Source organism: Paraburkholderia agricolaris (genome assembly GCF_009455635.1).
Taxonomy (GTDB): domain Bacteria; phylum Pseudomonadota; class Gammaproteobacteria; order Burkholderiales; family Burkholderiaceae; genus Paraburkholderia; species Paraburkholderia agricolaris.
Window position 1 is genome coordinate 431,161 of the sequence record NZ_QPER01000001.1, and the last position, 21,276, is coordinate 452,436.

The following is a 21,276-nucleotide window of genomic DNA, read 5'->3' on the forward strand; positions in this document are numbered from 1 at the left end:
CGTTATCAATTAGTCAGGAGACACGCATTATGAAACGAAGAATTTTCCTCACGCTGGCAGCAGCGGCGACGGGTGTGCTCTTCAACGCACCGGTCGCGCAGGCCGCTGATCCGGTGAAGATTGGCTTCCTCGTGAAGCAGCCGGAAGAACCGTGGTTCCAGGACGAGTGGAAGTTCGCCGAAATCGCCGCCAAGCAAAAGGGTTTCACGCTGGTGAAGATCGGCGCGCCGTCGGGCGAGAAGGTGATGAGCGCTATCGACAACCTGGCGGCTCAGAAAGCGCAAGGCTTTGTGATCTGCACGCCTGACGTCAAGCTCGGACCGGGCATCGTCGCCAAGGCGAAAGCCGACGGCCTGAAGATGATGACGGTCGACGACCGCCTCGTCGACGGCGCCGGCAAGCCGATCGCATCGGTGCCGCATATGGGCATCTCGGCTTACAACATCGGCAAGCAGGTGGGCGACGGTCTGGCTGCGGAAATCAAGAAGCGCGGCTGGGACATGAAAGACGTGGGCGCGATCGACGTGACCTACAACCAGTTGCCGACCGCGGTTGATCGCACTACCGGTGCAACCGACGCGCTCGTCGCCGCCGGTTTCCCGAAGGCCAACGTGATTGAAGCGCCGCAAGCGAAGACCGACACGGAAAACGCTTTCAACGCTGCCAACATCGCGTTCACCAAGAACCCGCAGTTCAAGCACTGGGTGGCCTATGCATTGAACGACGAAGGCGTGCTCGGTGCGGTGCGCGCGGCGGAAGGCCGTGGCTTCAAGGCGGACAACATGATCGGTATCGGTATCGGCGGCTCGGACTCGGCATTGAACGAGTTCAAGAAGCCGTCGCCGACCGGCTTCTACGGCACGGTCATCATCAGCCCGAAGCGTCACGGCGAAGAAACCTCCACGCTGATGTACGACTGGATCACGCAAGGCAAGGAGCCGCCGATGCTCACGCTGACGACCGGCATGCTGGCCACGCGTGACAACGTGGGTGAAGTACGCGAGAAGATGGGCCTTGCATCGAAGTAAGCAGTTGTTGTACCGCAGTGCAATGAAGTGAACTGCCGGTGCGTCATTCTCCAAGGATTGGGCGCATCGGCAGCCTTCACCGACAGCAATAAAAGACGAGTAGTTGAGACAGACCACGCTTGGTGTCCATGAGGCACCTGAAGAAGCACGGTTCATACGAAGCAATGGGACGGCAGTAAGCGTTAGAGCGCTAACTTCCGTCGACATAGGAGGCGAAGTGTCAGCGACGCTACGTTTTGACAATATCGGCAAAGTCTTTCCAGGCGTGCGCGCGCTTGACGGAGTGTCCTTCGACGTCAACGTCGGCCAGGTGCACGGCCTGATGGGCGAAAACGGCGCAGGGAAATCGACCCTGCTGAAGATTCTCGGCGGTGAATATCAGCCCGACTCCGGTCGCGTGATGATCGACGGCAATGAGGTGCGCTTTACGAGCGCGGCGGCGTCGATCGGGGCGGGAATCGCGGTGATTCACCAGGAACTGCAATACGTGCCCGATCTGACGGTCGCGGAAAACCTGCTGTTGGGCCAACTGCCGAACTCGCTCGGCTGGGTCAACAAGCGTGAAGCCAAGCGTTTCGTGAGGGAACGTCTCGAAGCGATGGGCGTGGCGCTCGATCCGAACGCGAAACTGAGAAAGCTCTCGATCGCACAACGGCAAATGGTCGAAATCTGCAAGGCCTTGCTGCGTAACGCGCGCGTGATTGCACTGGATGAACCGACCAGTTCGCTGTCGCATCGCGAGACCGAGGTGCTGTTCAAGCTGGTGCGCGACCTGCGCGCCGACAACCGCGCGATGATCTACATCTCGCACCGCATGGACGAGATCTACGAACTGTGCGATGCCTGCACGATTTTCCGCGACGGCCGCAAGATCGCCTCGCATCCGACGCTCGAAGGCGTGTCGCGCGACACCATCGTGAGCGAAATGGTCGGACGTGAAATCGCCGACATCTACAACTATTCAGCACGTCCGTTGGGCGAGGTGCGCTTCGCGGCGAAAGCGATCGAAGGCCACGCGCTCGCGCAGCCGGCCAGCTTCGAAGTGCGGCGCGGCGAAATCGTCGGCTTCTTCGGTCTGGTGGGCGCGGGCCGTAGCGAACTGATGCATCTGGTGTACGGCGCCGACCACAAGAAGGCCGGCGAAATCGTGCTCGACGGCAAGCCGATCAAGGTGCGCAGCGCGGGCGAGGCGATCCGGCATGGCATCGTGCTGTGCCCGGAAGACCGCAAGGAAGAGGGCATTGTCGCGATGGCGACCGTGTCGGAGAACATCAATATCAGTTGCCGCCGTCACTATCTGCGGGCGGGGATGTTCCTCGACCGCAAGAAGGAAGCGGAAACCGCGGACCGTTTTATCAAGCTGCTGAAGATCAAGACGCCGAGCCGTCGCCAGAAGATTCGCTTTTTGTCGGGCGGCAACCAGCAGAAGGCGATTCTGTCGCGCTGGCTGGCCGAGCCCGATCTGAAGGTGGTGATTCTCGACGAACCGACGCGCGGAATCGATGTGGGTGCGAAGCATGAGATCTATAACGTGATTTATCAGCTTGCGGAACGCGGCTGCGCGATCGTGATGATTTCGTCTGAACTACCGGAAGTGCTCGGTGTGTCCGATCGGATCGTCGTAATGCGTCAAGGCCGCATTTCCGGCGAGCTGTCGCGCACGGAAGCAACGGAACAAACGGTGTTGAGCCTCGCGTTGCCGCAGAGCTCGACCGCCATGCCCGGAACCGCAGCCACCGAGCAAGCGGCCTGAACATTACTTGGACGAAAGTCCGGCAACCCGTGGGGAACGGGAGGAGTCTTCAAAATGCAAGCCAGAGAAAACCTCGCGCAACAAGCCGCCAAAGGCGCGGCTGAAGCGCTGATTCCGCAGTCGAACGACAAGGCGAAATGGTGGCAGCAGATCACCGAGTACAGCCTGATCCTGATTTTCGTCGTGATGTTCGTCACGATGTCGTTGACGGTCGATCACTTCTTCTCGATCGAGAACATGCTCGGTCTCGCGCTGTCGATTTCACAGATCGGCATGGTCGCGTGCACGATGATGTTCTGTCTGGCCTCGCGCGATTTCGACCTGTCGGTGGGTTCGACGGTCGCCTTCGCGGGTGTGCTGTGCGCGATGGTCCTGAACGCGACCGGTAACACCTTCATCGCGATCATCGCGGCGGTGGCGGCGGGCGCGGTGATCGGGTTTGTCAACGGCGCGGTGATTGCGTATCTGCGCATCAACGCGCTGATCACGACGCTCGCGACGATGGAAATCGTCCGCGGTCTCGGCTTTATCGTGTCGCACGGGCAAGCCGTGGGCGTGTCGTCGGATACGTTTATCGCGCTGGGTGGTCTGAGCTTCTTCGGCGTGTCGCTGCCGATCTGGGTCACGCTGCTGTGCTTTATCGTGTTCGGCGTGATGCTCAATCAGACCGTGTATGGTCGTAACACGCTGGCCATCGGCGGCAATCCGGAAGCTTCGCGTCTCGCCGGTATCAACGTCGAACGCACGCGCGTTTATATCTTCCTGATTCAGGGTGCTGTTACCGCGCTCGCCGGTGTGATTCTGGCTTCGCGGATTACGTCGGGTCAGCCGAACGCGGCGGAAGGTTTCGAACTGAACGTGATTTCGGCTTGCGTGCTGGGCGGCGTGTCGCTGCTCGGCGGTCGCGCGACGATTTCCGGTGTCGTGATCGGCGTGCTGATCATGGGCACGGTCGAGAACGTGATGAACCTGATGAACATCGACGCGTTCTATCAGTACCTCGTGCGCGGCGCGATTCTGCTCGCCGCCGTGCTGCTCGATCAGTTGAAGAACCGCGGCTCGCGAGATTAAACCCGGGACTGAACCCGCGCTCAACTCGCGACTCACTTACTTTGCTCTAAAAGGAATCGAACGATGTCGTCTCCGGCCAATGCAAACGACCGCCTCGCGGACAACGCGTTTGCCCGCTATCCGAGTCTCGTCGACCGAACCGTGCTGATTACGGGTGGCGCGACCGGTATCGGCGCATCGTTCGTCGAGCATTTCGCGGCGCAGGGCGCGCGCGTCGCGTTCTTCGATATCGATGCGAGCGCAGGTGAAGCGCTCGCCGATGAACTCGGCGACTCGAAACATAAGCCTATGTTTTTGCCGTGCGATCTGACCGACATCGACGCGCTGCAAAAAGCGATTGCCGACGTGAAGGCCGCGCTCGGCCCGATTCAGGTGCTGGTGAACAACGCGGCAAACGACAAGCGTCACACGATCGGCGAAGTGACGCGCGAGTCTTTCGACGCCGGCATCGCGGTGAATATTCGCCACCAGTTCTTCGCGGCGCAAGCGGTGATGGACGATATGAAAGCCGCCAACAGCGGCTCGATCATCAACCTCGGCTCGATTAGCTGGATGCTGAAGAACGGCGGCTATCCGGTGTACGTGATGTCGAAATCGGCGGTGCAGGGTTTGACGCGCGGCCTCGCGCGCGACCTCGGTCACTTCAACATTCGCGTCAATACGCTGGTGCCGGGTTGGGTGATGACGGAAAAGCAGAAGCGTTTGTGGCTCGACGACGCAGGCCGCCGTTCGATCAAGGAAGGTCAGTGCATCGACGCTGAACTGCAACCCGCCGACCTCGCCCGCATGGCGTTGTTCCTCGCCGCCGACGACAGCCGGATGATCACCGCGCAGGATCTCATCGTCGACGGAGGCTGGGCGTGAGTGCGGGGCTGCGTACAGGTCAGCCGGCGCCTCGCGCGGTGTTGCTGCTCGATACGCAATGCACGCTCGGCGAAGGCGCGACATGGTGCGCCAGAACGGGCCGCTTCTACTGGACCGATATCGAAGGCGCGCGTTTATGGCGCTATGACCCGAGCGACGGACAAAGCACGTCCTGGCTCATGTCCGAGCGTCTTGCCACGTTTGCGTTGTGTGCCGACCCCCGCTACCTGCTGCTCGGATTGGCGACGCATCTGGCGTTCTTCGATCTGGCAACAGGTGTGACGCAGCATATCGTCGACGTCGAAGCGGATTTGAATACGCGCGTGAACGACGGCCGTTGCGACCGTCAGGGCCGTTTCGTATTCGGCACGAAAGACGAAGGCTCTCCACTGCAGGCGCTCGGCGGGTTTTATCGTCTGAATCATGATTTGTCGCTGGAGCGGTTGCCGTTACCCGCGCCGGCGATCTCGAACAGCATCGCGTTCAGTCCGGACGGTGCGACGATGTACTACTGCGATTCGCCAACCCGTGAAATTCGCGTTTGCGACTATCGCGCGGACGGCGGCATCGCCAACGATCGCGTGTTCACGACATTGACCGACGCAACCGGCGAACCCGACGGTTCGACCGTCGACGGTGACGGCGGTGTATGGAATGCGCAATGGGGCGGCAGGCGAGTGGTTCGATATGGACCCGACGGCGTGGAAACCGAACGCGTCGACGTACCGACTGCGCAACCGAGCTGCGTCGCGTTTGGCGGTCCTCCGAGCGGACTTCCCGCGGGACACGCTGCGCAACTGGACACGCTGTACATCACGAGTGCGCGCATCGATCTCGATGCCGTGGCGCTCGCGACCGATGCTCACGCGGGCGGAGTATTTATCGCAACGCCTGGGCGACACGGTTTGCAGGAGCCGGTGTTTCAAGGCTCGCCTGCCTAGCGCAAAATAACCCGGCCTCGGTGTCGAGGCGGCAGCGGAGGGTAGTCGAGCCGTGTTTGAGAAAGTGCAAGGAGTCGATGTCGCAAAACCAGTGGCAGCAAATCGGCAGCATGCCGTTCGGACCCAGAGGCGACCGGTGCAAGAAAATCGCCCAACAGCATCCGTCAGCAATGACGGCAATGTCCCACGCCTCTCGATGGAGCCAGATATGACTGTTGCGAATCCTGTTTCTGCTTCTTCCCAGAGTCGGCGCGCGCGACTCAATGCGGCGGCCAATCCGGTGCTTCCGGGGCCGAGTACGTCGGCGGTTGCGGTCGGTGAGACAAGCGGCGGCGAACTTGCGTGCATCACGCTTGCCAACGCGCATTTGCGTCTCGACGTCGCGCCGACGCTCGGCGGCGGCATCACCCGTTTCGATTGGCGCAACGACGGCGCGCTCACGCCGATTTTCCGGCGCTGCCGTCATGTCGCCGCCGATACCCAGCCGAACGAGCTGGCCTGCTATCCGTTGCTGCCGTATTCGAACCGGATCGGCGGCGGTCATTTCAATGTGGCGGGGCGGCGTATCGAAGTGCCAAAGAATCGCGCCGACGAACCGCTGCCGATTCATGGCGACGGTTGGCTCTCTGCCTGGCAGGTCGCGGAATCGGACCGTGAAAATGTCCGTCTGACGCTCGATCGCCAGGACGGCAAACCGTACGCATTCCACGCGACGCAAACCTATTCGCTGGACGGCCCCACGCTCGTCATCACGCTGGAAATCGAGAATGCCGGCCGCGAGGCGTTGCCTTTCGGGTTGGGAGTGCATCCGTTTTTCGTGCGCGACACGGATACCGAACTGTCCGCGGCCGCCGGCGGCCTGTGGCTCTCCGGCGACGACTGGCTGCCGGTGCGTCACGTGCCGGCGCCGCCCGCGTGGCAATTCGGCGTGGCGTATCCGCTGCCGGAAGCCATCGTCAATCACGCATTCACGGGCTGGAGCGGGCAGGCGGCTGTGGTGTGGCCGAAGCGGCGCCTGTCGCTGAATATTGCCGCCGACACCGACTACTATGTGCTCTACACGCCACCCGGCGAAGAGTTCTTCTGCTTCGAGCCGGTCGATCACCCGATCAACGCGATGAATCTGGCGGGCGGCGCGTGCGAGAACGGCATGACGATGCTGAAACGCGGCGAGCGTCTGACGCGCACGTTCCGCTTCAGCGTTGAACGCACGGGTTTGCGCTCGATGCCGGGTACGCGTGGATCGCGGCGCCGCCAGTAGTCAGCGGGCAGGGCCGACCGGCAGGGCGCATCCGTCACGTCCGCGGCGCCCGCCGGTGTGGCGCTTCGGCGCGGCCTCGCGCGCGAGACAGGTAAAATACGCGCCACTTCCGTTATCGGCTCGCCGCGAGACACACTATGTCCAATTTCATCCAGACACTCAACGACGCCTGGCAGCGCACGAACTCGCTGCTGTGCGTCGGCCTCGATCCCGAGCCCGGCAAATTCCCGGGCGCGCTTGCGGGCCGCCCCGAGGCGATTTTCGACTTCTGCCGCACCATCGTCGATGCCACCGCGCCGTATGCGTCGTCGTTCAAGCCGCAGATCGCGTACTTCGCGGCGCATCGCGCGGAAGATCAACTCGAGCAACTGATCGCGCACATTCATGCGAACCACCCGGGCTTGCCGGTGATTCTGGACGCGAAGCGTGGCGACATCGGCAGCACCGCCGAGCAGTATGCGCGCGAGGCGTTCGAGCGTTATCGGGCGGATGCCGTGACGGTGAATCCGTATATGGGTTTTGATTCGATCGAGCCGTACCTGGAGCACGCGGGCAAGGGCGTGATCGTGTTGTGCCGGACCTCGAATCCGGGCGGCTCCGATCTGCAGTTTCTGGAGGCGGGTGGGCGCCCGTTGTATCAGGTCGTTGCGCAACTGGCGGCGGATAAGTGGAACGCGAGCGGCCAGTTGGGTCTCGTGGTCGGCGCGACGTTCCCGAAAGAGATCGAAGTGGTGCGTGGAATCGTCGGCGATATGCCGCTGCTGATTCCGGGCATCGGCGCGCAAGGCGGCGATGTTCAGGCGACGGTCAATGCCGGTCGTACGGCGAACGGCACCGGTATGCTGATCAACTCGTCGCGGGCGATTATTTATGCCGGCAAGGACGACGATTTCGCTGAAGCCGCGGCGAAAGCGGCGATGGAAACGCGTGACCGGATCAATGCGTTCCGGTGAGCGACGGCGCTGTGAAGTGCTTTCCGCTTCTGTTCAGACTGGTTGAGCGCTTGGCCCCAGCCGCTCGATAAACACCGCATGCTGCGGATGTTGCGCCTTCAGCGCTGCAACATTCGCCAGCTCGAATTCGCTGAATTCAAATCCTGGCGCGACTGTGCAGCCCACCAGCGCGAACGTCGCCGGGTCCGCACATTCCGCGGCAAACCACCGGCCTGCGGGCACTACCGCTTGAAACACGGCATCCGGATGGGTTAGCGCATTGCCCAGCTTGTGCGTAATCAGCGAACCCGCTTCGTCGAGCACGTGGACGTTCAACGGCTCGCCGGCGTAGAAATGCCAGACCTCGTCGGATTTGATCCGATGCCACGCCGAATGCGCGCCGTCACAGAGCAGGTAGTAAATCGCCGTGGACGCCGAGCGCGTCTGCGTCGAACCGTCATCGCGAAGAACAGTGTCCACGGACCGATACGTCTCGCTAAAGAATCCCCCTTCCGGATGCGGCTTCAGATCGAAGCGGCGGATCAGTTCGTCTTTGGCTGCGGGTGAAGTCGGCGTGTCGGGCATCGTGATGGCGCCTCAGGGTTTGAACCGGACGTTAATGTTCGCGTTCGTCGAGCAGGGCCAGCACGCCGCGCAACGCGTGCGCGGCAGCCTGCACGCGGATCTTCTCGCGGTCGCCCTTGAATACTTTGGTTTCCACCGACGTATGCAGCCGATTGCTCCAGCCGAACGACACCATGCCTACCGGCTTGGTTTCTGTGCCGCCGCCCGGACCGGCCACGCCGGTAATCGACAACGACACCTGCGCGCGGCTGTTGCGTAGCGCACCCTCGGCCATCGCGCGTGCCACCTGCTCGCTGACCGCGCCGTGCTTTTCGATCAGCTCGGCTGGCACGCCGATCATCTCGGATTTCGCCTGATTCGAATACGTGACGAAACCGCGCTCGAACCAGCCGCTGCTGCCGGAAATATCGGTGATCGCGGTTGCCACCATGCCGCCCGTGCAGGATTCGGCGGTGACGAGCATCAGGCGCTCGTCGCGCAGACGGTTGCTCACGCGAATCGCGAGCTGATGAACCACGGAATCGGTAGGCATGACATCAATCCGGAAAACGAGGAACTGCTGCAAGAGGCTGCCGGCCCGCAGCCATTGGCCAACACTGGCCAACGGGCAACGGTTAAACCGACATGCGCCAGAGCGCAATCACGAGCAGCGTGAAAAACGCGGCGACCAGGTCATCGAACATGATGCCAAAGCCACCTTTCAGTCGGCGATCGAAATAGCCGATTGGCGGCGGCTTCACCATATCGAAGAAACGGAACACGATGAACGCGACGAACTGCCCGGTCAGCGTGACCGGCGTGACCATCAGCAGCACCAGCCAGAACGCGACGATTTCGTCCCAGACGACCGGCGACGGATCGTCGGTGCCGAGCTTTTTGGCGGTGAAGCCGCAAATGGCAATGCCGCCGAGAAAGCTGGCGACGATCAGCACGCCCCAGTCGATCACGGTCAGGTAACGGCTCAGGACCGCGAACGATGCCCATGCGAACAGCGTGCCGACCGTGCCCGGCGCAACCGGCGACAAACCGCTGCCGAAACCCAGCGACAGGATGTGCAGCGGGTGCGACAGCATGAAGCGCGCGGTGGCGCGGCGCGGCTGAGGGCGTGGCGCGCGAGGACCGGACGTGTTGGGCGGCGGATTGCCGATGACTTCGTCAGCGGGCACCAGCGGGGGATCAGTCTGCATGGAAATGGTCGAAGCCTTGCAACGTCAGGGTGAGAGGCGTGCCGGCGGCATTGCGCCAACCGATCGCCGGTCGGTCGGCCGCCGATTGAAGAGCGCTTATTGTACCGATGCGCGTGACCGGTATCGCGACCTCGCGGCCGGCTGATTCGACCGCGGCGCGTGCCGCAGCCGGTGCGGTGAAGCAGAGCTCGTAATCGTCGCCGCCGGCTAGCGTGCAACGTTGCTGGATCTCGGGCGAGAGGCGGCGCAACGCGTCTGAACGCGGCACGGCGTCGACGTCGACGGTGGCCTGCACGTTCGAGCGTTTCAGGATGTGCAGCAGGTCGCCGGCAAGTCCGTCTGACAGGTCGAGCGCGGCGTGTGCGATTCCTCGCAACGCGAGCCCCAGGCGGATGCGCGGCTCCGGGCGTTCGAGGGCGCGACGAAACGTCGCAGTGTCGCTGGCATCGGCAGGCCACTCGCCGCGCTGCACACCCAGCCCCGCACGGGCGTCGCCAAGTGTGCCCGAGATCCAGATGTCGTCGCCCGGTTGCGCGGCGTCGCGGCGCAGCGCGGCTTGCGGCGGCACGCTGCCGAACACGGTAAGGCACAAATTCAATGGACCGCCGGTCGTATCGCCGCCGATCAGATCGCAGCCGTAGCGCTCAGCCAGGGCGAAGAGTCCCTCGCTAAAGGCGGCCAGCCAGGCTTCGTCGGCCTTCGGCAAGGAGAACCCCAGTGTGAACGCCTGCGGTTTCGCGCCCATCGCGGCCAGGTCCGACAGGTTCACCGCGAGCGCCTTATGACCGAGTGCCTCGGGATCGACATCGGGAAAGAAGTGACGGCCTTCCACCAGCATATCCGTCGATATCGCCAGCATTTCTCCCCGCCGCGGCGCGAGGAGCGCGCAGTCGTCGCCGATGCCGAGTGAGCCGTCATCGGCACGGGGTGCCGCGGCGGCGCGGCGGGCGAAGAAGCGATCGATCAGCGAGAACTCGGAGAGCATGGTGGTAATGGGTGAACGGATAACTGCAACGAAAAGCTGCTAACGGCGCGCATTGTATGAAGAGGCGCCCGGGTAAACACTCTATTCGTACTCAACGCCGATTTGACGGGCAATTGGCCGACCGCGCGCGACGTTTGCCTTTCACTATGTTTCAGTCGCGGCAGTTGTACCCGTATTGAAGGAATTGGGCCGGCAATTGGGGCTACAATGCCGTCGAACGTCTATTCTAATCCGCACTTCGAAGCCCGCCTTATGTCGACTCCCGTCAATAGTAAACTCCGCGAAGCCGCCCTCGATTATCACGAGTTCCCGACTCCGGGCAAGATCGCGATCGCACCGACCAAGCAGATGATCAACCAGCGCGACCTCGCGCTGGCGTACTCGCCGGGCGTCGCGTTCGCGTGTGAGGAAATTGTCGAGAATCCGCTGAACGCCGCGCGTTTCACCGCGCGCAGCAACCTGGTCGGCGTCGTCACGAACGGCACCGCCGTGCTGGGTCTGGGCAACATCGGACCGCTCGCGTCGAAGCCGGTCATGGAAGGCAAGGCCGTCCTGTTCAAGAAGTTCGCCGGCATCGACGTGTTCGATATCGAGTTGAACGAGTCCGATCCGCACAAGCTGGTCGACGTGATCGCCGCGCTGGAACCGACCTTCGGCGGCATCAACCTCGAAGACATCAAGGCGCCGGATTGCTTCATCGTCGAACGCGAATGCCGCAAGCGCATGAAGATTCCGGTTTTCCACGACGACCAGCATGGCACGGCCATTGTTGTCGCGGCCGCCATCACCAATGGTCTGAAGGTGGTTGGTAAAGACATCAAGAGCGTCAAGCTGGTGTCGTCCGGCGCGGGCGCAGCGGCACTGGCGTGTCTGGATCTGCTGGTCGACATCGGTCTGCCGCTCGAAAACATCACCGTCACTGACCTGGCCGGCGTGGTCTACAAGGGCCGCGTCGAGTTGATGGACCCGGACAAGGAACGCTTTGCACGCGAAACCGACGCTCGCACGCTCGCTGAGGCGATCGGCGGCGCGGACATTTTCCTCGGCCTCTCGGCCGGCGGCGTGCTGAAGCAGGACATGGTCAAGCAGATGGCCGACAAGCCGCTGATTCTGGCGCTGGCCAATCCGACCCCCGAAATCCTGCCGGAACTGGCGCTCGAAGTGCGTCCGGACGCCGTGCTCTGCACGGGCCGTACGGACTACCCGAACCAGGTGAACAACGTGCTGGTGTTCCCGTTCCTGTTCCGCGGTGCGCTGGATGCGGGCGCGACAACCGTCACGCGTGAAATGGAAATCGCCGCGGTCAACGCGATTGCCGAACTGGCGCGCCAGGAGCAGAGCGATATCGTCGCGACCGCGTACGGCATCCAGGATCTCTCGTTTGGCCCGGAATACCTGATTCCGAAGCCGTTCGACCCGCGCCTGATCGTCAAGGTCGCGCCGGCGGTGGCGAAGGCCGCGATGGATTCCGGTGTTGCCGAGCGTCCGATCGAGGACATGGAAGCGTACGAACAGCATCTGCAGCAGTTCGTGTACCACAGCGGCACCACCATGAAGCCGATTTTCCAGCTGGCGCGGGGCGTCGAGCCGGAGAAGAAGCGCATTGTGTTCGCGGAAGGCGAGGAAGAGCGCGTGCTGCGCGCCATGCAGATCATCGTCGACGAAAAGCTCGCGAAGCCGATCCTGATCGGTCGTCCGGCGGTGATCGAACAGCGCATCGCGCGTTACGGCCTGCGCCTGGTCGCGGGTCAGGACTACACGGTCGTGAACACCGATCACGACGAGCGTTATCGCGATTTCTGGCAGCAATATCACAAGATGATGTCGCGCAAGGGCATCACCGAGCAGATGGCCAAGCTCGAAATGCGCCGCCGTACCACGCTGATCGGCGCGATGATGGTGGAACGCGGCGAGGCGGACGGCATGATCTGCGGCACGGTGTCCACCACGCATCGCCACCTGCACTTCATCGATCAGGTGATCGGCAAGAAGGAAGGCGCGAAGGTCTACGCGGCAATGAATGCGCTGGTGTTGCCGAACCGGCAGATTTTCCTCGTCGACACGCACGTGAACGTCGACCCGACGCCGGAGCAGTTGGCCGAGATCACGATCATGGCGGCGGAAGAAGTACGCCGCTTCGGTATCGAACCGAAGGTCGCGCTGCTGTCGCATTCGAACTTCGGCTCGAGCAATGCGCCGACCGCGCAGAAAATGCGCGACACGCTGGCGATCTTGCGCGAGCGCGCGCCGGACTTGCAAGTGGACGGCGAAATGCACGGCGACCTCGCGCTCGACGCGAACCTGCGCCGCGAAGTGCTGCCCGACTCGACGCTCGAAGGCGACGCGAACCTGCTGGTGCTGCCGAACATCGACGCGGCCAACATCTCGTACAACCTGCTGAAGACCGCCGCGGGCAACAACATCGCGATTGGTCCGATGCTGCTCGGCGCGGCCAAGCCGGTGCACGTGCTGACGGCCTCGGCGACGGTTCGCCGGATCGTCAACATGACCGCGCTGCTGGTGGCTGACGTAATTGCAGCCCGCTGATTCTTGAGCCGGGACTGAAGCGTGGCGTCGCCCTACTGTAGGCGTCACGCAAAAAAAAGGCGTGCCCGCAACGGGCACGCCTGCGGGTGAACAGGGGATAGTCACCCTAAAAAAGGCTGAATGAAACCATTCAGCCTTTGAGAGACTGCAGCAACGGCAAGGCTTTCACTCCAGAGAACGAACTACGCAACGGACGCCGTGCGCGCCCGGTTTTGCCCTGTATTTGCTTGATTGAGTTAATTTTAGCTTGTATAGGCTAAATATTCTGTCAAAAGTCGTCAAAGCCAGTTCCGTGGCTCTTTCCCGCGCGATAGGATGCGTTTGCCGGTCCGGTGAACGTTGATTCTGTGGGGTTTTAGCGATACCCTTACGACTTTCATGGTCGTAAAACTCGTGATCTAACAGCGGGGAACCTTGATTCATGGCACGCAAGTGGCAGCGCATTAAAGGCGTGCTGATCGGTGCTTTGACGCTCTGCGCTTTATCCGGCTCCGTGCCTGGCGCGTTTGCGCGCGACTACACGGCACCCGCCGATACACAAGCACAGGTGCAGGGCACCATCGCTGCGGCGCAGTTGCCGCGCGAAGCAGTCAATACATTGAACTTGATTGCCGCGGGCGGGCCTTACCCGTATGAGAAGGACGGCATCGTATTCGGCAATCGCGAACGGTTGCTACCGCCGCATCGGCGCGGCTATTACCACGAATACACCGTTCCCACGCCTCGCTCGAGAAACCGCGGGGCGCGTCGCATCGTCTGCGGAGGTCCGCCACAGCGGATCGACAACTGTTACTACTCGGACGACCATTACACCAGTTTTAATCGTATTGTTGAATGACATCGGGATGAACGGCATGAGCGACAACGTCTACGCGCACGACTCCGGAGTCGCGACGGATCTTTTCGCGGCCGGCGACGGCAATTTGTTCCAGCGCGTCATGCGGATGCGCGCCGGCGACCAGGGCCGGGATAACCAGAGCGAAGGCAGCACTGTGCTTTCATCGAACGAGGAGCCCATGAGCCTTTTCAAGACCGTACGACCGAACATCGTACAGTCGATCCGCGCGTTTCGCGTGCAGGATCTCGCTGACGAGGCCAATCAACTCGGCCAGCATTTTCTTTATGCGTACTGCGCGAATGCCCAGTCCAAACAGGAAGTGCTGGAGACCATTGCCACGTCGTTTCTGTTTCCGAAGCATTTCGGCAAAAATTACGACGCGCTCTACGATTGCCTGACCGATCTGGTCCATAAGGCCGGCACGCAGCCCGGGTTCGTGATCGTGCTCGAGCAGTTGCCGGTCGCGCAGAAGTTCGACAAGGAAGGGCGTGAGACGCTCCTCGACGTGTTTCGCGAGGCGGCCGAGTTCTGGGCCGAGCGCAAGGTCGCGTTCCGAGTGTTTTATTCGTTTGCCTAACGGATGCGTTGAGCATTGCTCACCACCACAAAAAAGAGAAAGGCCCGCCGATTGGCGGGCCTTTCTCTTTTGCGTTTCAAATCAGTGGCTTGGCTTACCAACCGCCCCAGCGGGCGGCCAACGCCGAGAGTACCGCGATGCCGGCGGTTTCCGTACGCAACACACGTGGACCGAGACCGACTGCGGTAAATCCGTGATCGGTCGCAGCGGCTTCTTCCGCTGCGGAAAAACCGCCTTCGGGGCCGACCAGCACCGTTACACGCCCGAACGGCGGATTGGCGGGCAGCGCTGAAAAGCTGATGCTTGCACGCGGCGACAGCAGAATGCGCAACTCGCCTTCTTCAGGTGCGCGGGGGAGCGCGCCGAGCCACGTGGCGATCTCGCGCACCGGTACCACCTCAGGCAGGCGATTGCGCCCGCATTGTTCGCACGACGCCCGCACGATGCCCTGCCAGTGAACATGCCGCCGCTGCGCGCGGTCGCCGGAAAGACGCACGACGCTGCGCGTGGTGGTCAGCGGCACGAAACACGATGCCCCGAGTTCGACGGCCTTCTCGATGAGCCAGTCCATCTTGTCGCCGCCGGCAATGCCTTGCGCGAGTGTGAGGTGATACGGCGGCTCCACTTCGATATTGCGGAATTCGTGAATTCTCACCTTGGCCGAGCGGCGTTCGACTTCGACGAGTTCGGCGCTGTATTCGCCGCCTTCGCCATTGAAAAGCACGATCGAATCGCCGGGCTGCAAACGCAGTACGAGGATGTGGCGCGTGACGTCATCGGGCAACTGCATGATGTCGTCGGGCTTGAGAGGCGTACCGACGAAGAAGCGAGGCATCAGAAAAATACTCATTAGTTCAGGAAAGGTGGCGAGCGAGCGCCCAACGGTAGCCGTCCAGATCTTCGACCTGGGCAAACCGGTCGCCCCAGAACTGATCCTGTGGCTCGCTCAGCGATTTTGCGCCGGCGGCCAGCGCCCGCGTGTAAACCGCGTCGACATCGTCGACATAGACATAAAACGATTGCGGCGCAATCGCGCCCGCGCTCTTGGGGGTTTTCGCCGCCGAGCCGAACGCGCCTTCCGGCGCGAACATCACGATCAGCTGGCCTTGATAGGTCATCTCGACATGCATGACGACGCCGTCGTCCTGAACGCTATCGCGTATCTCGAAGCCGAATGCCGCTTCGAAAAACGCGGTCGCGGCACGTGCGTCGCGCACCGTCAGATAGGGGGTCAACCAGGGCACACCGGCTGGGCGGGAGGCGGTCATGGGGTTCTCCGGATCTATTGGGTTTGCGGGATGCATGTTGCGAGGCCAGGTGAGCGCTTGCGTATCGATGTACCGATAGCGCGCGCCGACCGAACCGTGCATTTTGCCCACGCGTTAGCTTGATGGCTTTAAGAATTGACTTAGTTTATCGCGCACGGAGCGGGAAGCCGAGAACAGTCCGGTGTGCAGAGCGGCATCGTAGTGTTTTAGCGAATCGATTCGGCGCGCGGCGAGGCGCTGGGTAAGTGTTTCGGCGGTGAGAGCTGCAGGGTCGAGCGTATCGCTGGCGCTCGCCATCATCCAGAGCGAGCCGTAGAGCGGGATGAAGGTATGCATCGTGCGCACGACGGCGAAGGTGTCGCGCAGATCGTCGAGCAGGCCGGCGACTCGTTCAGCGTGGAAGTACGGTGAGCCGAGATGCAGCGTGAGGACGGCGCCCGGACTCATGACTCGCTTGAGTTGCCGATAGAAGTCCAGTGTGTACAGGCTCGCGGCAGGTGAATCCGGCGGGGTCAGGTCGAAGACAACCAGATCGAACTGCGCTGCGGCCTTTGCATCGATCCCCGCGACATAATCCGCGGCATCGCCAATCACCAGTTCGACACGTGGATCGTCGAAAGCGCCGTCTTGCACGTCGGCGAGATACTCGCGGGTCAGACGCACGACTTCGGCATCGAGCTCCGCCACCACGATTCGCGCGATGCCGGCGTGTTTCAGCAATTGCCGCGCGGCGCCGCCATCGCCGCCGCCCAGCACCAGCGCTGCTTTCGGCGCAGGATGCGCCAGCGCGGCTGGATGCACCATGCATTCGTGGTAGATGAATTCGTCGCCGGTCGAGGTCATCGGGCGGCCGTCGAGCGTAAACAGCCGGCCGAGCTGCGGCGTGTCCCATACCTCGATACGCTGATAGGGCGAATCGACGCACGCAAGCCGCCGAGCGTTCGGAAATCCGTAGACGGCGTCGGCGGTGGGTCGAAAAAGCAGGGGAGCGCTCACGGATGGCGGGCTCCGTTCGGAGCGCGGCGGGTTGGTCTCGCTCAATTGTAAAGGCGCAAACGCGGCGCGGCTCCGTTCGCACGCGGCGCCGGCCCGAAACCAGCGTGCGGGCACCCAGGAGCCAGCACGCAGTCAGGCCGGGAACCAACGCGGAACCAGCCAGGAACCAGGCAGCGAGGGGGCCTGCGCGCGGGAGGGCGCTGAACGTTCTGTTAGAATGTCACGCTTTCAGCCTTGTCCGTTTGCTCTGCCCGTTTCGCGTCTCCTGGCGCCGCACCGTGCGCCGAAGTGGACTGGCATTCGAGCATCCGGGCCTCAAGCGCGCACCGCTTTCTGACTCTGTCTCCGGACTCGACATGACGACCCCGTCTCCCGCACCCACTTCCCTGATGGCTAACGCAATCCGTGCGTTGTCCATGGATGCCGTTCAAAAAGCGAATTCCGGCCACCCCGGCATGCCGATGGGCATGGCCGAAATCGGCGTGGCCTTGTGGTCGCGTCATCTGCGCCACAACCCGAAGAACCCGCAGTGGGCCGATCGCGACCGTTTCATTCTGTCGAACGGCCACGGCTCGATGCTGCTGTACTCGCTTCTGCACCTGACCGGCTATGACCTGCCGATGGAAGAGCTGAAGAACTTCCGCCAGATGCATTCGAAGACGCCGGGCCACCCGGAATACGGCATCACGCCGGGCGTCGAAACGACCACCGGCCCGCTCGGCCAGGGTCTCGCGAACGCAGTCGGCATGGCGCTCGCCGAATCGCTGCTCGCCACCGAATTCAACAAACCTGACGCGAAGATTGTCGACCACCACACGTACGTGTTCGTTGGCGACGGCTGCCTGATGGAAGGCATCTCGCACGAAGCCTGCTCGCTCGCAGGCGTGCTGAAGCTGAACAAGCTGATCGCGTTCTACGACGACAACGGCATCTCGATCGACGGCGAAGTGGTCCACTGGTTCCACGACGACACGCCGAAGCGCTTCGAAGCTTACGGCTGGAACGTGATCCCGAACGTGGTCGGCCATGACGTCGATGCGGTGGACGCCGCAATCAAGCAAGCCAAGCTGTCGGACAAGCCCACGCTGATCTGCTGCAAGACCGTGATCGGCGAAGGCGCGCCGACCAAGGCCGGCAGCCACGATTCACACGGCTCGCCGCTCGGCGACAAGGAAATCGCGGCCACCCGTGAAGCGATCGGCTGGAAGTGGGAGCCGTTCGTGATCCCGCAGGAAGTCTATGCAGCGTGGGATGCGACGGAAGCCGGCGCGCGCAACGAATCCGAGTGGGACAAGGCGTTTGCCGCGTACGCAGCCAAATACCCGCAGGAGGCCGCTGAATTCAAGCGCCGCGACGCGAAGCAATTGCCCGCCGACTGGAAGGAAAAGGCGCAGGCCATCATCGCCGGCGCTAACGAACGCAAGGAAACCGTCGCGACGCGTAAGGCATCGCAACAGGCTATCGAAGGTTTGTCGGCCGTGCTGCCGGAACTGCTCGGCGGCTCCGCCGACCTGACCGGTTCGAACCTGACCAACTGGAAGGCCGCCAAGCCGGTGCGCGTGAACGCCGAAGGCAAGGCCGCCGGCAACTACGTGAACTACGGCGTGCGCGAGTTCGGCATGAGCGCCGCGATCAACGGCATCGCGCTGCATGGTGGCTTCAAGGCCTTCGGCGGCACGTTCCTGACGTTCTCGGACTACAGCCGCAATGCGCTGCGCGTTGCCGCTTTGATGAAGGCGCCGTCGATCTTCGTGTTCACGCACGACTCGATCGGTCTGGGCGAAGACGGTCCGACCCACCAGTCGATCGAACATGTCGCAAGCCTGCGTCTGATTCCGAACCTACAAGTGTGGCGTCCGGCTGATACGGTCGAAACGGCGGTGGCCTGGACCCACGCGGTCGAGCATCACGGTCCGTCGTGCCTGATCTTCAGCCGCCAGAATCTGCCGTTCTCGGAGCGTACCGACGCGCAGATCGCCAATATCGAGAAGGGTGGTTACGTGCTGCGCGACTGGAACGACGAAATCGTCGCGCGCAAGATCATCCTGATCGCCACCGGTTCGGAAGTCGAACTGGCGTTGAATGCTGTCGAGGCGCTGGCTCGCGAAGGCATCGCGGCGCGCGTCGTGTCGATGCCGTCGACCACGGTGTTCGACAAGCAGGACGCCGAGTACCGTGAACGCGTGCTGCCGCAAGGCGTGCGCCGCGTCGCGATCGAAGCGGGCGTTACGGATTTCTGGCGCAAGTACGTGGGTCTGGAAGGCGGCGTGGTCGGCATCGACACGTTCGGCGAATCGGCCCCGGCTGGCGTGCTGTTCAAGCATTTCGGCTTCACCGTCGAGAACGTGGTAGAGACGGCCAAAGCCGCACTCGGCTGATCTGCATGCGAGGCTGCCGCGCGGACCCCACGCGCGGCAATCCCGGCAAATCAGACCAACATGGACGATTTTTTTTCAGCCATCAGGAGATAGACCATGACGATTCGCGTCGCAATCAACGGCTACGGCCGGATCGGCCGCAACACGCTGCGCGCCTTCTATGAAAACGGCAAGAAGCACGATATCGAAATCGTCGCCATCAACGATCTTGGCGACGCCAAGACCAACGCCCACCTGACGCAATACGATACGGCGCACGGCAAGTTCCCGGGCGAAGTTTCGGTGGACGGCGATTACCTGGTCGTGAACGGCGACAAGATCCGCGTGCTGGCTAACCGCAACCCGGCAGAACTGCCGTGGGGCGAGCTGAACGTCGACGTCGTGCTGGAATGCACGGGCTTTTTCACGACCAAGGAAAAGGCCAGCGCGCACATCAAGGGCGGCGCAAAGAAGGTCATCATCTCGGCGCCGGGCGGTAAAGACGTCGACGCAACGATCGTCTACGGCGTGAACCACAACGTCCTGAAGGCGTCGGACACGGTGATCTCGAACGCATCGTGCACGACCAACTGCCTGGCACCGCTCGTCAAGCCGCTGAACGACAAGATCGGCCTGGTGAACGGTCTGATGACCACGATCCACGCGTACACGAACGACCAGGTTCTGACGGACGTGTACCACGAAGACCTGCGCCGCGCGCGCTCGGCCACGCACAGCCAGATCCCGACCAAGACCGGTGCTGCATCGGCGGTCGGCCTGGTGCTGCCGGAACTGAACGGCAAGCTGGACGGCTACGCGATTCGCGTCCCGACGATCAACGTGTCGGTCGTCGATCTGTCGTTCATCGCCGCGCGCGATACGACGGTCGAGGAAGTCAACGCGATCATGAAGGAAGCATCGGAAGGCGCGCTGAAGGGCATCCTCGGTTACAACGAGGCACCGCTGGTGTCGATCGACTTCAACCACAACCCGGCTTCGTCGACGTTCGACGCAACGCTGACCAAGGTGTCGGGCCGTCTGGTGAAGGTGTCGAGCTGGTACGACAACGAGTGGGGCTTCTCGAACCGCATGCTGGACACGGCTGTGGCGCTCGCCAACGCGAAGTAAGCTGTTTGCTTTGCATGCCCTGCGGCCTGTGCGGCCGGCAGGGCAAAAAGATAAAAGCCGCTCCTCGGAGCGGCTTTTTTTACGCCTGTGGCGTCGGGAAATAGACGCCGGCGCGCTGCGCGGCGTTCGAAATATGGGTTTCGATTGCCTTGCCGGCCGCCGCGGAATCGCGCGCCTTGAGTGCGTCGAGAATCACCCGATGCTCGGTGTACGTGGACAGCACCAACTCCCGCCGATAAAACGGCATCCGCTGGCTTTCTTTCATGATTTCCGCGGCACTACTCAGGATCGATTCGATTGCCGCGTTGCCGGCAATGCTCACGATGCGCATGTGAAAGTCGTAGTCGAGGCGGGCGGCTTCGTCGAGTTCGTCGCAGGCGAGCGCTGTTTGCATGGCGGCGATATTGTCTTCGAACCAGGCGAGGTCGGAATCGCTGATCGCCAGCGCTGCCATGCGGGCAATAAAGCCTTCCAGCGCGAAACGCATCTGGTATGTATCCGGCAACGAAGACTGGTCCGCGAACCGCCATGCCTGGGCGGTCACCGCCTGCGCACTGTCTACATAGACGCCCTTACCGGGGCGGATCGTCAGCAGACCGAGCGCTTCGAGCGTGGAGAGCGCCTCGCGCAACGATGCGCGGCTGATCGCGAGTTCTTCGGAGAGTTGGCGCTGCGCCGGCAGCAAACTGCCCACAGGATAGACGCCCGCTTCGATCCGTTCGCGGATGATCGCGATGGCGGCATCGGTGACGGTATGCGGAACATTTTTCATCGTGGCTCACTTTGGGTGCGCGGTCTGACCAGCATTGTATGCGTGTTCTGAACGCTCGTACGATGAGTCGTTAAAGATGCGCAATCCCGCCCCAAAACGGTTAAAAAACAGCGGGTAAACGCTATTTAATGATTTCTTGACGTCAGTATATCGGCTTCCTACTATTTGCCATAACAGCACTGGTCG

Annotated in this window: 20 protein-coding genes; 12 read left to right on the forward strand and 8 right to left on the reverse strand. The window is 62.2% G+C overall.

All coding sequences use genetic code 11. From position 1 onward, the window contains the following. Positions 1-29: 29 nt before the first annotated feature. The 7 genes from GH665_RS01940 to pyrF all read left to right on the forward strand — a co-directional run bounded on the left by GH665_RS01940 (position 30) and on the right by pyrF (position 7,871). Positions 30-1,028, forward strand: a complete 999-nt coding sequence (locus GH665_RS01940; RefSeq protein WP_153134447.1) for an arabinose ABC transporter substrate-binding protein — start codon at positions 30-32, stop codon at positions 1,026-1,028. A gap of 217 nt (positions 1,029-1,245) precedes the next feature. Further along, the gene (gene araG, locus GH665_RS01945; protein WP_153134448.1) at positions 1,246-2,781 is read left to right on the forward strand and encodes an L-arabinose ABC transporter ATP-binding protein AraG; all 1,536 of its coding nucleotides are present in this window, start codon (positions 1,246-1,248) and stop codon (positions 2,779-2,781) included. Positions 2,782-2,835: 54 nt separating this feature from the next. Next, the gene (gene araH, locus GH665_RS01950; protein ID WP_028196437.1) at positions 2,836-3,852 is read left to right on the forward strand and encodes an L-arabinose ABC transporter permease AraH; all 1,017 of its coding nucleotides are present in this window, start codon (positions 2,836-2,838) and stop codon (positions 3,850-3,852) included. Positions 3,853-3,915: 63 nt separating this feature from the next. Then, positions 3,916-4,716 (forward strand): SDR family NAD(P)-dependent oxidoreductase, encoded by an 801-nt coding sequence (locus tag GH665_RS01955; protein ID WP_153134449.1) that lies wholly within the window; start codon positions 3,916-3,918, stop codon positions 4,714-4,716. Continuing rightward, positions 4,707-5,657 (forward strand): SMP-30/gluconolactonase/LRE family protein, encoded by a 951-nt coding sequence (locus GH665_RS01960; protein ID WP_408268662.1) that lies wholly within the window; start codon positions 4,707-4,709, stop codon positions 5,655-5,657. The genes GH665_RS01955 and GH665_RS01960 overlap by 10 nt, the downstream gene beginning before the upstream one ends. Positions 5,658-5,865: 208 nt before the next feature. Beyond that, positions 5,866-6,918, forward strand: coding sequence for an aldose 1-epimerase (locus tag GH665_RS01965; RefSeq protein ID WP_153134450.1), 1,053 nt, complete (start codon positions 5,866-5,868; stop codon positions 6,916-6,918). 137 nt (positions 6,919-7,055) lie between these two features. Next, positions 7,056-7,871 carry an orotidine-5'-phosphate decarboxylase gene (gene pyrF, locus GH665_RS01970; protein WP_153134451.1) on the forward strand — a complete coding sequence of 272 codons (816 nt, stop codon included), beginning with the start codon at positions 7,056-7,058 and terminating at the stop codon, positions 7,869-7,871. A gap of 33 nt (positions 7,872-7,904) precedes the next feature. Here the strand turns inward: pyrF and GH665_RS01975 are convergent, their stop codons facing one another. From GH665_RS01975 to thiL, 4 genes are all read right to left on the reverse strand, one after another. Next, positions 7,905-8,435 carry a cupin domain-containing protein gene (locus GH665_RS01975; RefSeq protein ID WP_153134452.1) on the reverse strand — a complete coding sequence of 177 codons (531 nt, stop codon included), beginning with the start codon at positions 8,433-8,435 and terminating at the stop codon, positions 7,905-7,907. A 31-nt stretch (positions 8,436-8,466) separates the two neighbouring features. Beyond that, positions 8,467-8,967, reverse strand: coding sequence for a CinA family protein (locus GH665_RS01980; protein WP_028196431.1), 501 nt, complete (start codon positions 8,965-8,967; stop codon positions 8,467-8,469). Positions 8,968-9,049: 82 nt separating this feature from the next. Beyond that, complete coding sequence (locus tag GH665_RS01985; RefSeq protein ID WP_174771697.1) at positions 9,050-9,622, reverse strand: phosphatidylglycerophosphatase A family protein; 573 nt, start codon at positions 9,620-9,622, stop codon at positions 9,050-9,052. Further along, a complete protein-coding gene (thiL, locus tag GH665_RS01990; protein WP_153134453.1) occupies positions 9,612-10,607 on the reverse strand; it encodes a thiamine-phosphate kinase in 996 nt (331 codons plus the stop codon). Before thiL ends, GH665_RS01985 begins: the two co-directional genes overlap by 11 nt. A gap of 207 nt (positions 10,608-10,814) precedes the next feature. Here thiL and GH665_RS01995 point away from each other — a divergent pair, with 207 nt between their 5' ends. The 3 genes from GH665_RS01995 to GH665_RS02005 all read left to right on the forward strand — a co-directional run bounded on the left by GH665_RS01995 (position 10,815) and on the right by GH665_RS02005 (position 14,569). After that, the gene (locus GH665_RS01995) at positions 10,815-13,154 is read left to right on the forward strand and encodes an NADP-dependent malic enzyme (RefSeq protein ID WP_028196428.1); all 2,340 of its coding nucleotides are present in this window, start codon (positions 10,815-10,817) and stop codon (positions 13,152-13,154) included. Positions 13,155-13,575: 421 nt separating this feature from the next. Then, positions 13,576-13,992 carry a ribonuclease gene (locus GH665_RS02000; RefSeq protein WP_153134454.1) on the forward strand — a complete coding sequence of 139 codons (417 nt, stop codon included), beginning with the start codon at positions 13,576-13,578 and terminating at the stop codon, positions 13,990-13,992. A gap of 16 nt (positions 13,993-14,008) precedes the next feature. Then, entirely contained in the window at positions 14,009-14,569 is a 561-nt protein-coding gene (locus GH665_RS02005; protein ID WP_028196426.1) for a barstar family protein, read from the forward strand. A gap of 94 nt (positions 14,570-14,663) precedes the next feature. Here the strand turns inward: GH665_RS02005 and GH665_RS02010 are convergent, their stop codons facing one another. From GH665_RS02010 to speE, 3 genes are all read right to left on the reverse strand, one after another. Next, positions 14,664-15,404, reverse strand: coding sequence for a 16S rRNA (uracil(1498)-N(3))-methyltransferase (locus tag GH665_RS02010; RefSeq protein WP_153134455.1), 741 nt, complete (start codon positions 15,402-15,404; stop codon positions 14,664-14,666). Between the two features lie 19 nt (positions 15,405-15,423). After that, positions 15,424-15,837, reverse strand: coding sequence for a VOC family protein (locus tag GH665_RS02015; RefSeq protein WP_028196424.1), 414 nt, complete (start codon positions 15,835-15,837; stop codon positions 15,424-15,426). Positions 15,838-15,951: 114 nt separating this feature from the next. After that, positions 15,952-16,833: a polyamine aminopropyltransferase gene (gene speE, locus GH665_RS02020; RefSeq protein ID WP_153134456.1), complete on the reverse strand. Its 882-nt coding sequence runs from the start codon at positions 16,831-16,833 to the stop codon at positions 15,952-15,954. A gap of 356 nt (positions 16,834-17,189) precedes the next feature. Here speE and tkt point away from each other — a divergent pair, with 356 nt between their 5' ends. Continuing rightward, the gene (gene tkt / locus GH665_RS02025) at positions 17,190-19,211 is read left to right on the forward strand and encodes a transketolase (protein ID WP_153134457.1); all 2,022 of its coding nucleotides are present in this window, start codon (positions 17,190-17,192) and stop codon (positions 19,209-19,211) included. Positions 19,212-19,307: 96 nt separating this feature from the next. Continuing rightward, positions 19,308-20,318, forward strand: a complete 1,011-nt coding sequence (gene gap, locus GH665_RS02030; protein WP_153134458.1) for a type I glyceraldehyde-3-phosphate dehydrogenase — start codon at positions 19,308-19,310, stop codon at positions 20,316-20,318. 79 nt (positions 20,319-20,397) lie between these two features. Here gap and GH665_RS02035 read toward each other — a convergent pair whose 3' ends face one another. Further along, on the reverse strand, positions 20,398-21,090 hold the full coding sequence (locus tag GH665_RS02035; protein WP_153134459.1) for a FadR/GntR family transcriptional regulator: 693 nt from the start codon (positions 21,088-21,090) through the stop codon (positions 20,398-20,400). Between the last annotated feature and the right edge of the window lie 186 nt (positions 21,091-21,276).

Excerpts from the sequence above, each read along its gene's own strand:
- gap (WP_153134458.1), top strand. The coding sequence starts at position 19,308 with ATGACGATTCGCGTCGCAATCAACGGCTACGGCCGGATCGGCCGCAAC.
- GH665_RS01940 (WP_153134447.1), top strand. The coding sequence starts at position 30 with ATGAAACGAAGAATTTTCCTCACGCTGGCAGCAGCGGCGACGGGTGTG.
- GH665_RS01955 (WP_153134449.1), top strand. The coding sequence starts at position 3,916 with ATGTCGTCTCCGGCCAATGCAAACGACCGCCTCGCGGACAACGCGTTT.
- GH665_RS01980 (WP_028196431.1), bottom strand. The coding sequence starts at position 8,967 with ATGCCTACCGATTCCGTGGTTCATCAGCTCGCGATTCGCGTGAGCAAC.
- GH665_RS02000 (WP_153134454.1), top strand. The coding sequence starts at position 13,576 with ATGGCACGCAAGTGGCAGCGCATTAAAGGCGTGCTGATCGGTGCTTTG.
- pyrF (WP_153134451.1), top strand. The coding sequence starts at position 7,056 with ATGTCCAATTTCATCCAGACACTCAACGACGCCTGGCAGCGCACGAAC.
- GH665_RS01985 (WP_174771697.1), bottom strand. The coding sequence starts at position 9,622 with ATGCAGACTGATCCCCCGCTGGTGCCCGCTGACGAAGTCATCGGCAAT.
- GH665_RS02015 (WP_028196424.1), bottom strand. The coding sequence starts at position 15,837 with ATGACCGCCTCCCGCCCAGCCGGTGTGCCCTGGTTGACCCCCTATCTG.
- GH665_RS02010 (WP_153134455.1), bottom strand. The coding sequence starts at position 15,404 with ATGCCTCGCTTCTTCGTCGGTACGCCTCTCAAGCCCGACGACATCATG.
- GH665_RS01995 (WP_028196428.1), top strand. The coding sequence starts at position 10,815 with ATGCCGTCGAACGTCTATTCTAATCCGCACTTCGAAGCCCGCCTTATG.
- GH665_RS02035 (WP_153134459.1), bottom strand. The coding sequence starts at position 21,090 with ATGAAAAATGTTCCGCATACCGTCACCGATGCCGCCATCGCGATCATC.
- GH665_RS01965 (WP_153134450.1), top strand. The coding sequence starts at position 5,866 with ATGACTGTTGCGAATCCTGTTTCTGCTTCTTCCCAGAGTCGGCGCGCG.
- GH665_RS01975 (WP_153134452.1), bottom strand. The coding sequence starts at position 8,435 with ATGCCCGACACGCCGACTTCACCCGCAGCCAAAGACGAACTGATCCGC.
- araH (WP_028196437.1), top strand. The coding sequence starts at position 2,836 with ATGCAAGCCAGAGAAAACCTCGCGCAACAAGCCGCCAAAGGCGCGGCT.
- thiL (WP_153134453.1), bottom strand. The coding sequence starts at position 10,607 with ATGCTCTCCGAGTTCTCGCTGATCGATCGCTTCTTCGCCCGCCGCGCC.
- GH665_RS02005 (WP_028196426.1), top strand. The coding sequence starts at position 14,009 with ATGAGCGACAACGTCTACGCGCACGACTCCGGAGTCGCGACGGATCTT.
- tkt (WP_153134457.1), top strand. The coding sequence starts at position 17,190 with ATGACGACCCCGTCTCCCGCACCCACTTCCCTGATGGCTAACGCAATC.